Raw genomic sequence first — 12139 nt, 5'->3', positions numbered from 1 at the left:
TAATAATTTCTTATCTCGTGTTTTTTATTTTTCTTCTAATACTAGATAGTTTTTCAACAAGAGATTTACTTCAATTGAACGACACCCAAGAAATCACCCAAGCCCTCCTCAAATTCCGCGATGAGCGCGATTGGGCGCAATTTCACACCGCGAAAGATCTCGCGCTGGCGCTGAATATTGAGGCGGGTGAGTTGTTGGAAGCTTTTTTGTGGAAATCTTCTGAGCAAGCGGATATCGACAAAGTAAAAGAAGAGTTGGCCGATGTTTTGGCGTTTGCTTTTCTGCTGGCTGAAAAGTACGATTTTGATGTGAAACAAATCGTACTGGAGAAGATTGAAAAGAATGCGCTGAAGTATCCGGTTGAGAAATCCAGGGGAAGCGCAAAGAAATACACAGATTTATAGACCGTTTTTAAAAATCCAGATTTCATCCATGCTGCGTTGCAGGAAAATTCTTGCTTACCTGCTTCTCGTCATTTTGTGGTTAGCCGCCACAGCGAGGTCAGTTCTGCGCTACGGGCAGCATGTAGTGGGTCGCTGGTGTCCGAAACACGCGGATGATGCGGTTTGATATCGGTTTTACTCAAGACTTTCAAGTCTGCCGCGTCAATCGCGGCTAGCAATTCAGCGCGCGTGCGCAATCCCAAATGTTCGGCAAAATCGGACAAGATCAGCCAACCTTCGCCGCCGGGTGCCAGATGGGTGTTGAGGCCGTGCAGAAATCCACGCAGCATGCGGCTATCCGGATCAAAGATGGCATGTTCCAGGGGTGAGCTGGGACGCGCGGGAATCCAGGGCGGATTACATACGATCAGCGCCGCTTGCCCTTGTGGAAAAAGATCGGTTTGCACTAATTCAACTTGATCCAGCACATTCAAGCGCGTCAGATTGTCACGCGCACAGTTCAATGCGCGCGCATCCTGATCGGTTGCGGTGATATGCCGAACTCCCCGTAACGCTAGTGCTGCGGCCAATACACCGGTCCCGGTGCCAATATCAAATACCGTGGATTCTGTTGCCAGCAGTTCGGGAATCGGCGCTTGAGCGATCAGTTGGACATACTCGTTGCGAATCGGCGCAAAAACCCCGTAATGTGGATGAATCACGGCACCCAAAGCTGGAATCAGAATGCCTTTTTTGCGCCATTCGTGTGCGCCGATTAATCCTAGCAGTTCACGCAGTGATGTGACGTAAGGTTCCGTGTTTGAATCATTAACTTCGAGACATGCAGCATGCACATCCGGTGCGCGGCGCAACGGAATGCTGTGATCGGCGTTAAAAGGAATCAACAGCTTTTCCAATACGCGGGCGCGTTGTGATTGCGCCAGGCGATGCCGGTGAAACGCCTCGGCGGGTGACGCGGCCGATTGTTTTGGTTTTCCCGGTTTTATTTTATCGGCGCGCCGTGCCATTGCGTGCAGCAGTTGACGTGCATTCTGGAAATCTCCGCGCCAAAGCAATGCGGTTCCTTCGCATGCCAGTCGGTAAGCGCTATTTGCTGGCATGCGATCATCAATAACCTGTACCCGTTTGGGTGCTGGCAACCCTTTTTCCGAACGCCAGCGCGCGGACTTCTCTCCGTCCGTTTCCTGCCAATGAACAATGGACTCATCATTCATCGCGGTAGTGGCGGCGCGATAAACCAAGCAGCAGAATAAAAATATAAAACCATGAAAGAATTAGAAACTTATTGATAATTGTTAAGATTTTGAAACCATTTCATATTATACTCGCTACTAGAATTGGATTTATGGCAGTATCCTTCATCCCTTCGTCTTGATAGTCATGCCCGACACGGGATGACAAACCGTTAACCTTCCTTGGAGTTTTATGTCTTTCGCTACTCTCGGCTTGTCCGATGAAATTATCCGTGCCGTTACTGAACGCGGTTATACCGTACCTACACCCATTCAAAAACAAGCTATACCCGCCGTCCTGACGGGCGGCGATCTGTTGGCCGGAGCGCAAACCGGTACCGGCAAAACGGCAGGCTTTACCTTGCCGATCCTGCATCGCCTTTCTGATAAAAGCGTTAAAGGGCCATCCGCCGGACGACCTCCGATAAGAGCGCTGATCCTGGTGCCAACGCGGGAACTTGCGGCACAAGTGGAAGAGAGCGTGCGTGATTATGGCAAATATTTAAAGTTAAGTTCAATGATGATGATTGGCGGCGTGAATATCAATCCGCAAATCACCCGCCTGAAAAGCCGCGTGGATATCCTGGTCGCAACACCGGGACGCTTGCTGGATCATGTACAACAAAAAACGTTGAATCTGTCACAAATTGAAATCCTCGTGCTGGATGAAGCCGATCGCATGCTCGATATGGGGTTTATCCGGGATATCAGGAAAATTCTCGCATTGTTGCCCAAACAACGGCAGAATTTATTATTTTCAGCGACTTTCTCGGACGAAATCCGGGCGCTGGCGGATAGCCTGCTCAACCAGCCAGCCTTGATTGAAGCTGCGCGCCGTAATGCGATTGCCGATAAGGTCGCGCATGTGGTGCATCCGGTGGATCGTGAACGCAAACGGAATCTCCTGGCGCATTTGATCAAGCAACATGGCTGGTCGCAGGTGCTGGTATTTACCCGTACCAAGCACGGCGCCAACAAACTGGCAGAATTTCTGACCACAGGCGGTATTCCGGCACTGGCAATTCATGGCAATAAAAGCCAGGCTGCACGTACTCATGCATTGGCCAAATTCAAGACAGGAAGCCTGCAGGTTCTCGTGGCTACCGATATTGCCGCGCGTGGCATTGATATCAGTGAATTGCCGCACGTGGTTAATTTTGAATTGCCCCAGGTGCCCGAGGATTATGTTCACCGCATTGGCCGGACCGGCCGAGCTGGGGCGGAAGGGGATGCCGTATCTTTGGTGTGCGTGGATGAAATCAAGTTGCTCGCGGCGATCGAAAAACTGATCAAGCATGAATTGCGCAGCCAGGTGATTGCCGGTTTTGAACCGGACCCCCGTATCAAGGCGGAGCCTATTAAAAATGGCCGTAGCGGCGAGCCACGTGGCACAATGCCTTCACGCCATCCGTCTAAAAATCCGGCAAACAGGAAACCGGCGGCTAAAAAGCCTGCGGGTGCTGGTTTTCCGCCATCGTCCCGTCAACGTTTTGATGAGCCTCGTAGAGCAGCCGGGGGGCGGGGGCGTTAGTCCGTACCTTCGCAAACTTTACGGTATGACTACCGGGGTGAGCGGAATGCCGTGCAGCTTGAAGCCGGGTTTTAAGCCCCGCGCTTTGAACCAGCCCTGGTTCATTTCCAGGGCATAGCGCACGGGTTTGGTGGAACAGTGCGAGCGCTCACTGCGTGGTTGCATGTCGCGCAGATTGACGATGGCGCCCTCATCGTCGATAAAAGCGATGGTTAGCGGTATATGCGTGTTACGCATCCAATAGCAGCGTATTTGCGGCGCCTCGTATACGAATAACATCCCCTCGTTGATCCCCATCTTCCGGCGATACATTAAACCGGTACTCTGCTGGTCGTAGGTGCGAGCAACCTCGGCCTGAATGACATGCATGCCGGCTGTCAGCTCGACCGTAGGCAGGCGCGATTGAGCGCTATCTTGTGCGATCGCATGGCTGGATAATAATAATCCACAGCAGACCATTGCAACGAAGTGCCATGCTAATTTTCTGCTCACTGTTTTTCTTTATCATCGATGCTGGTTTGATCGTCTTGCGGGGGTGCCAGCGCCGTTGCTGGTTGCGGTTCGATCGGGCTTGCAGGCGGTTTGTCGCGCCGCGTAAGCTTGCCGATCACGACATAAAACAGCGGGACAAAAAAGATCGCCAGGAATGTGGCCGCCAGCATGCCGCCGAATACGCCGGTGCCGATTGAATGACGGCTGGCTGCGCCTGCGCCGGATGCAATGACCAGTGGCACTACACCCAGAATAAATGCCATCGACGTCATGATGATGGGCCGGAAACGAAGCCGCGCCGCATCAAGCGCCGCTTCGGTCAATGACATTCCCGCCGCGTACCGCTGACTGGCAAATTCCACAATCAGAATGGCATTCTTGGCCGCTAATCCGATCAGCGTCACCAATCCGATTTGAAAATAAATATCATTGGTCAAACCCCGTGTCCAGATTGCCAGTAGAGCGCCCAGAATTCCAAACGGGATCGCCAGAATAACGGCAAATGGAATGGACCAGCTTTCATACAAGGCGGCCAGTACCAGAAATACCATCAGCAAGGCGAAAGCGAACACGTATGTTGATTGCCCGCTCGACTTGCGTTCCTGCAAGGAGATTCCGCTCCAATCGATCGAATAGCCTTTCGGTATCAAAATTTCATCGGCAATTTGCTGCAATGCTTCAAGCGCTTGCCCCGAACTATAACCGGGTGCCGTGCCGCCCAATATGAGCGCCGAATTGTATCCGTTGAAATGCGTCACGGGATCCGGGCCGCTATTGAACTCGGTGGTGACCACCGAGTCCAGAGGAATCATGGTGTGCGTGATGCCTGTCTGGGCGCGCACGTAAATTTTGCTGATATCATCCGGGTTGGAGCGGTATTCAGGTAATGCCTCAGTCTGTACCCGGTAGACGCGGCCAAATTTCACAAAATCATTGATATACAGATTACCAAAATAGGCCTGCATGGTATCGAATACCTCCGAAATCGGAACACCCAGTGCCTTGGCGCGTTCGCGGTCTATCGTGGCGAACAGTCTGGGCGAGCTGATGCGGAAATTGGTGTTGGCCGCTGCAATCGCCGGGTGTTCCGTGGCTTTGGCGGCAAACTCCTGCGCCACGGCGGCAAATTCGGCGAAATCACCGCCGCTGGGATCCTGCAATTGCGCTGTAAAGCCGCCGGTAGTGCCTAAGCCAGGGATCGAGGGGGCATTAAAAGCCAGAATCAAAGCTTCCGGAATCCTGGCGAATTCCTGAAAAGCTGCGGCAATCAGACCGGGTACCTGTTCATCGGTATTCTTACGGTGATCCCAATGATGCAAAGGGATAAACATCGTGGCTTGATTGGCTCCTCGAGTACCGAAAATAAAATTCTGACCGGCCAGCGTGTCGGTTGAATGAACAGCCGGAATTCCTTCAAAGTATCCTTCAACTTTTTCCAGAACCTCAATGGTACGCGTCAGTGAGGCGCCTTCCGGTAACTGCACCATCGTAATAAAATACCCTTGATCCTCTTCCGGCAGGAAGCTTCCTGGAATGGTTTTGAACAGACCGACAATAACCAGTATCAGCATCATGAAAACGGCAAGTGAAATGACTGATCGCTTAATGATAACCCCGACTGATCCGACATACTTTGTCTGAGCCCAATCAAAAAAACCGTTGAATGTTCTCCAGAATCGCGCGGGAGTACCGTGGCTTGGCTTGAGCACCAAGGCACACAACGCCGGGCTGAGCGTTAACGCCACAAATCCGGAAATAGCTACGGATAGCGCAATGGTGATGGCGAATTGCTTGTACAATTCCCCGGTGATTCCACCCAGGAACGCCACGGGTACAAATACGGCGGCCAGTACCAGAACAATGGCAATCACCGGTCCAGTCACTTCGGTCATGGCTTTTATTGCTGCATCCCGGGGCGAGAGTCCGTTTTGAGTCATATGCCGTTCGACATTTTCCACGACTACGATCGCATCATCCACCACGATACCAACAGCCAGAACCATACCGAAAAGTGTCAGCGTATTGATCGAAAATCCCAGCATATCCATGCCGGCCAGCGTTCCGATCAGCGAAATAGGAACGGCAATAGCCGGAATCAGCGTGGTGCGCCAACTCTGCAAAAACAGATAGACGACCAGAATCACCAATATCAGCGCCTCGGCCAGCGTTTTGACTACTTCCCTGATGGAAACATCAATGAATGTCGTCGTGTCGTAAGGGATATCATAAGACACGCTCGTCGGAAAGCTGTCGGCAAGCTTGTCCATTTCATCGCGAATCCCCTGAACGGTGTCGAGTGCATTTGCGCCTGGTGACAGAAAGGTCAATAAAAAAGTATTGGGCTTTCCATTCCACCGTCCCTGCAGATCATAGGATTGGGCACCCAATTCCACGCGCGCAACGTCCCGCATCCGCACCATGGCACCATCCGGGTAAGCACGGATGATCATGTCTTCAAATTCCTTGACCTCACTCATGCGGCCTTGAGTAATTACCGGAATGGTCAATTCCGTACCTTTGGGTGTCGGTTCGCGGCCTATTCTGCCGGCTGGAAAATCCCGGTTTTGTTCTCTGACCACGGATGCAATTTCGGAGGGTGTGATGTTAAGTTGCGCCATGCGGATGGGATCGAGAATCAGCCGCATGGAGTAATTCTGCCCGCCGAAAACAACCGCATCCCCAACACCGGGAAGCCGTTTGATGTTGTCGAGAATGCGCAGCAAAGTATAGTTTGAGAGAAAAACGGTGTCATGTGTGGGATCCGTTGAGCTCAACGCAATCACTGCCAATAAATCGGGCGATGTTTTTTTGACGGTAATGCCTTGCCGTATAACTTCATCGGGCAGTTGCGGTTCAGCCAGACGTTGCCGGTTCTGCGTTTGCACCTGCGCAATATCCACGTCGGTTCCAATCTCGAACGTGAGTTTCATGGTCATGTGCCCATCGTTCGTGCTGGTCGATTCATAATACAAAAGATTATCGATACCCGGCAGTTGCACTTCAATCGGACGTGCCACTGCTTCCGCCACGACTTCCGCGCTGGCGCCCGGATAATCCGCCTCGATTTGCACCATCGGAGGCGTAATTTGCGGAAACTGCGCGATGGGTAGCTTCTGTAATGAAACCAAGCCCATGACTACAATAATAATGGACAGGACCGAAGCAAAAATGGGCCGGTCAATGAAGAAATTAGAGTTCGAGTTCATGGCGTACTTTACGGATTGGGTTCCTCGGAACTATGAGCTGAAGCGGCTGGTTCTTTCTGATGAGGTACTGGATCGACTTTCGCGCCGGGGATAATCCGGAAAAAGCCTTCTACCACCACCTGTTCCCCAGGACGCAGCCCCTCTTCGATCAGCCATTCTTTTCCACGCCACATGCTGGCCCGGATCGCTCTGAGTTCCGCCTTATCTTCCTTGTCAATGACATAGACGAACGAACCGCTGGGTCCTTGCTGCACAGCGCGTTGCGGAATCAGGATGGCCTCGGTGCGCGTATAACCTTTAATGCGGATCTTGACGAACTGGCCGGGATAAAAATAGGATTGCCCCGGAGCAAAAGCGCCTTCAGGGTTGGGAAATACAAATCGCCCCTGCAATGTGCCGGTTTCAGGCCGCAAGGCGACATCTGCAAAATCAAGCACGCCTTCTTGCGGATACACGCTGCCATCCGAGAAAGTCATGACGCCGCGTAATTGAAAAATATCCGGCCGCTCCACCTTATGCTCAGCGATCTCACGCCGGCGGCGCAGAAGATAGCTTTCAGGAACGCTGACATTGACATACATCGGATCAAGCTGGTCGATCGTCGCGAGAAGCGTTTCCTGAGCCGAGATCAACCTTCCTTCATAGAAATGGCTGCGGCCAATGCGGCCATTTACCGGTGCGGAAATCGCTGTATTATCCAGGTCAAATTTGGCTTTGACCTGATCGTTTTGTGCCGCCTCCAGAGAGGCTTTGGCTCCTCGAACCTCTGCTTGCGCGTCATCGACATTTTTTTTACTGACCGCTTGCTGTTCCAGCAGTGGAAGCACGCGCGCCAAATCCTGTCTGGCCAGGACGAGCCGTGCCTCAGCCTGAGCCACTCTGGCTTTGGTGCTGAGATAGATGGCTCTGAACGGAACAGGATCGATCAAATATAATGGGCTGCCTTCTTTAATATTGCGGCCTTCGGTAAAAAGGACCTTTTTGATGATTCCGCTGACTTGCGAACGGATCTCGACCGGACGAAAAGCTTCCGTTTGTCCGATGAATTCCGGTTCATCCTGAATCGCTTGCGTTGTTACCGTGATGACTTCGACCTGCGGCGCCGGGGCAGAAGGCTCCGCAGGCTTCTCAGCGCAGCCCGTTAGAAGAATCAGGCAAAATCCTATGTACAGGTAAATGTTATCCATGTTCCGCCACATCGCTAACTCCATGGTTTTATATTCTTTATTAAGCATTATATTCAATCAGTTGAATGATCCTATCAGAATTACAAAATCACGCGCCAGAAACATGCTTCCCTACCCAGGCAATATATCGATCCATCCAGTTTTGCAGGAACTTCCTGCTGTCTGCGCCGATCTCCCCGTTTGCATCGAATAATCCCTCTTTCATTTGGATAAACGCTTCGGGCTGGCCCAGCGTGGGTACATCCAGATACGCCAGAATATTGCGCAAGTGCTGCTGCGCCATCGCGGTGCCAATAGCGCCTATCGATACGCCAATAACGCCGGCGGGCTTACCCGCCCAGGCGCTCTGGCCGTAAGGACGGGAAGCGTGATCAATGGCATTTTTAAGCACGCCGGGAATCGAACGGTTGTATTCCGGCGTGACAAACAACAGTCCATGCGCTGCGCTGATCTCCGCCTTTAACCGTTTTACCGGTTCTGCCGGACTGCCATCATCATCCTGATTATAAAGTGGCAAATCATCGATCCGGATCTGTTTGAAGGAAAACCCCGGAGGCGGTAATTTGGCTATGGCATGTGCCAGTTTGCGATTAAATGAATCCTGGCGCAGGCTGCCCACTATGACAGCGATTTGATATTTATTCATGACGATTTCCTCCGTGTTGATGCGAGTGTGTTCAGTATGGCTTTACTTGGTGTCATTATTGCGGCTATATTCCGGCGCCCATCCACCGCCCAAAGCATTGTATAGCTGAACAATGGATACGAGATGAAAGCGCTGCGCCGCACTCAGGGAAAATTCTGCGTCAAACAGATTGCGTTTGGCGAGCAACACATCGACATAGCTGGTAATACCTCCCTGATAGCGCAAGTCTGCAACATGCAAGGCCGAGTGCAGGGCGTCAACTTGCTGCCGTTGCGCTTTAAGCTGTTCGCCGATGGTGCGGATAGCCACTAATGCGTCTTCCACTTCCTTGAATGCGATCAGAATCGTTTGCTCATATTGCGCTAACGCCTGTCTTGCCTGCGCTTCTGCAGCGCGCTGTTCAAAACCCAGGCTCTGCGCATTGAGCAATGGACCTGCCAAACCAAGCCCACCCACGCCAAACTCGTTGCCGGAAAGGAGCAGATTGGATAAAGCCGGGCTGGCCACGCCGAGAAAACCGGTAATCGACAATTTGGGAAACCTTGCCGCTTTGGCTACGCCGATTCTGGCGGTGGCGGCTGCCAGGGCTTGTTCGGCCTGAAGAATATCAGGGCGCCGCTGCAGCAATTCGGACGGCAGGCCGGCGGGTACTTCGGGCGGAATCACCTGTTCTGCCAGTAGATGCCTGTGCGCTATCGCTGCCGGGTTTCTACCCAGCAATACGCTGAGCTCATTCTCTTTTTGTGCCACGCGGCGCTCAAGCTCAGCCACCCGGGAAGCCGCATTCGCGCGCTCCGCTTCAAACTGATCCAGATCGAGGCGCGAAATGATGCCGCCTTGCAACTGCGCGCGCGAAATAGCGACTGATTCTTCCCATGAAAACAATGCGCGGTGCGCAATATCCAGCTGGATATCAAACTGCAAAAGATCGAAATAGGATTGGGCGACCGAGCTGATTAGCGCCAGAATGATGGCGCGGCGGCTTTCCTCCCGTGCCATCAGATCGGCGCGGGCGGCTTCGTTGGAGCGGCGAATCCTGCCCCAGATATCGATTTCCCAGTTTAACGTGGTCCGCCCGAAATAACTGAAAGGCGTTGGGAAGCCGGGAATCCCGAATCCACTCAGCTTGCCAAACACCGGTGCGTTTACATCGTAATCCATATTAGGCACAAAACCCATAAACGCAATGCGCGATCGCGCCTCAAATTCCTCAACACTGGCGATAGCCCGTTTAAGATCTTTGTTTTCCTGCAAAGCTTGCCGGATCAACTGCTGCAGCGTTTCATCCTGCAACAATTCCCACCAGCGCAGGTTGGCAATCGATTCCCCCTCCATTTCCGACAATCGGAATTTCTCGATGGTATCAACTTGCGGACGAATAAAGTCCGGCCCCATTGCACAAGCCGTGAGCAGCAGGATGGGCAGGATTGATAGGTTGCGAATCCAGTATCGCATTTGTTTCATTTGAGCATTGAAGATAGAGATTTTTATAGTATATACAAAATGATGATCAGAATCACATCAGCTTTGTGTTGATGTCAATCGCAGCTTAAAAGCTTTAGAATTAATTTATGAAAGTACTTATAACATAGCATGTATTTATTACAAAATTAGGAATTGTATGCAGTATGTATCTGGCAGCCACTCATTTCCCACCGCGTTGAGTAGCCTTAAAACGGCTGCCGGAATTACCAGGCTCATTAAGATAAAATAGCGATATACCCTCAAGCGAACACTTTTGACCATACTGTCAGGCAACATTAAAGCTTTTCCCTATTAAGCAAACAAGCCGAATCGATCAGGCCTGACGAGAAACAGTCAAAAGCTGTAGAATTATCCGGTTGAACTCTCAGAATCGTTCCAATGACAGCAACAGAAATTCAAATTGAGCAAGATCTGATCACTAAGCTTGGAGAGCTCAAATATACCTATCGCCCCGATATTCGTGATCGGGAGGCACTAGAGAAAAACTTTCGTGAGAGATTCGAAGAGCTTAATCGCGTCGAGCTAACGAATTCAGAATTTTCCAGACTGAGGGATGAAATTGTTAACGCCGATGTCTTCGCCGCCACCCGGCACCTGCGCGAAAAGAACAGCTTCGAGCGCGATGACGGAACACCGCTCTCAAGGCCATCATTGCCGACTACAACGACCGCTTTGGCGCCAACCACAGCATCAACGAGTTCGACCTCTACTACCAGGATGTGCAAAAGCGCATCAAGGATCAGCAATACCCCAACCAGGATTTGCCCCACGCGCAGAAGATCGATATCGTCATCGTGGTGGACATGCTGCTCACCGGTTTCGATTCCAAATACCTGAACACCCTCTACGTGGACAAAAACCTCAGGTACCACGGCCTGATTCAGGCATTTTCGCGCACCAACCGCGTGCTCAACGACACCAAGCCTTACGGCAACATCCTCGACTTCCGCCAGCAGCAGGAAACCGTGGATACCGCCATTGGATTGTTCTCTGGTCAAACTACCAAACCGCCCAAGGAAATCTGGCTGGTGGACAAAGCGCCGGCGGTCATCGGCAAGCTGCAAACCGCCGTGCAAAGCTTAAGCGACTTCATGCAATCCCAGGGACTGGACAACAAACCGGAACAAGTGCCCAACCTCAAGGGAGACGCCGCGCGCAGTCAGTTCATCAACCTGTTCAAGGAAGTGCAGCGCTTCAAGACCCAGCTCGACCAATACACCGACTTGACCGATGACAACAGGCAAACCATCGAGCAAGTGCTGCCCAGGGAACAGCTGCAGGGCTTCAAGGGCGTTTATCTGGAGACGGCCCAGCGCCTGAAGGAAAAACAGGACAAAGGCGGTGATCAGACCGGCCCGGAAGTGCAGCAGCTCGATTTCGAGTTTGTGCTGTTTGCATCCAGCCTGATCGACTACGACTACATCATGGCCCTGATTGCCCGCTACTCGCAGCAGGAACCCAGCAAGCAGAAAATGAACCGCGAACAACTGATTGGCCTGATCCAGTCCGATGCCAAATTCATGGATGAGCGCGACGACATTACCGGTTATATCAGTACGCTGGAGGCGGGCAAGGGGCTGGATGAAAAGGCCATCCGCACCGGCTTTGAACGCTTCAAGACAGAAAAGAATGTCCGCGAACTGACCGTCATTGCCGAAAAACACGGACTGAATCCCATCGCCCTGCAAGCCTTCGTGGACGGCATCCTGCGTCGTATGGTATTCGATGGCGACCAGCTGAGTGATTTGTTCGCCCCGCTGGAGCTGGGATGGAAAGCGCGAACTAAGGCCAAATTGGCGCTAATGGAAGACCTGATTCCGCTGCTGCACAAACTCGCCCAAGGGCGCGAGATTTCTGGGTTGGGGGCGTATGAGCAATAAAATCACCCGGTCATCCCCCTCCTTTGGAGGGGTGGCAGGCGAAGCCTGACGGGGTGGTTTTACCGCCTTCGGAGGA

General features: G+C 52.1%; 9 protein-coding genes. 3 read left to right on the top strand and 6 right to left on the bottom strand.

Going from position 1 to position 12139, the window contains the following annotated elements; translation table 11 throughout:
* Window positions 1-17 precede the first annotated feature (17 nt).
* A complete protein-coding gene (locus tag C4S39_RS02215; RefSeq protein ID WP_258039239.1) occupies window positions 18-404 on the top strand; it encodes a nucleotide pyrophosphohydrolase in 387 nt (128 codons plus the stop codon).
* A gap of 68 nt (window positions 405-472) precedes the next feature.
* Here the strand turns inward: C4S39_RS02215 and C4S39_RS02210 are convergent, their stop codons facing one another.
* Window positions 473-1618 carry a methyltransferase gene (locus C4S39_RS02210; protein ID WP_103965425.1) on the bottom strand — a complete coding sequence of 382 codons (1146 nt, stop codon included), beginning with the start codon at window positions 1616-1618 and terminating at the stop codon, window positions 473-475.
* 211 nt (window positions 1619-1829) lie between these two features.
* Here C4S39_RS02210 and C4S39_RS02205 point away from each other — a divergent pair, with 211 nt between their 5' ends.
* A complete protein-coding gene (locus tag C4S39_RS02205; RefSeq protein WP_103965424.1) occupies window positions 1830-3167 on the top strand; it encodes a DEAD/DEAH box helicase in 1338 nt (445 codons plus the stop codon).
* Window positions 3168-3185: 18 nt separating this feature from the next.
* Here the strand turns inward: C4S39_RS02205 and C4S39_RS02200 are convergent, their stop codons facing one another.
* The 5 genes from C4S39_RS02200 to C4S39_RS02180 form a co-directional block, all read right to left on the bottom strand.
* A complete protein-coding gene (locus C4S39_RS02200; RefSeq protein WP_258039238.1) occupies window positions 3186-3659 on the bottom strand; it encodes a DUF192 domain-containing protein in 474 nt (157 codons plus the stop codon).
* Window positions 3656-6865: an efflux RND transporter permease subunit gene (locus tag C4S39_RS02195; protein WP_103965422.1), complete on the bottom strand. Its 3210-nt coding sequence runs from the start codon at window positions 6863-6865 to the stop codon at window positions 3656-3658. Before C4S39_RS02195 ends, C4S39_RS02200 begins: the two co-directional genes overlap by 4 nt.
* A gap of 8 nt (window positions 6866-6873) precedes the next feature.
* Window positions 6874-8052 (bottom strand): efflux RND transporter periplasmic adaptor subunit, encoded by a 1179-nt coding sequence (locus C4S39_RS02190; RefSeq protein WP_258039237.1) that lies wholly within the window; start codon window positions 8050-8052, stop codon window positions 6874-6876.
* A gap of 88 nt (window positions 8053-8140) precedes the next feature.
* Entirely contained in the window at window positions 8141-8698 is a 558-nt protein-coding gene (locus C4S39_RS02185) for an NADPH-dependent FMN reductase (RefSeq protein WP_103965420.1), read from the bottom strand.
* A gap of 42 nt (window positions 8699-8740) precedes the next feature.
* Window positions 8741-10162, bottom strand: coding sequence for an efflux transporter outer membrane subunit (locus C4S39_RS02180; protein WP_258039236.1), 1422 nt, complete (start codon window positions 10160-10162; stop codon window positions 8741-8743).
* A 668-nt stretch (window positions 10163-10830) separates the two neighbouring features.
* Here C4S39_RS02180 and C4S39_RS02175 point away from each other — a divergent pair.
* The gene (locus C4S39_RS02175; RefSeq protein WP_374953010.1) at window positions 10831-12063 is read left to right on the top strand and encodes a type I restriction endonuclease subunit R, EcoR124 family; all 1233 of its coding nucleotides are present in this window, start codon (window positions 10831-10833) and stop codon (window positions 12061-12063) included.
* Window positions 12064-12139: the final 76 nt, after the last annotated feature.

The sequence above is a fragment of the Nitrosomonas ureae genome, assembly GCF_900108305.1.
Classification (GTDB): Bacteria; Pseudomonadota; Gammaproteobacteria; order Burkholderiales; family Nitrosomonadaceae; genus Nitrosomonas; species Nitrosomonas ureae_B.
The sequence above is the reverse complement of the archived record's forward strand: the minus strand, read 5'-3'. Positions and strand labels throughout refer to the sequence as shown.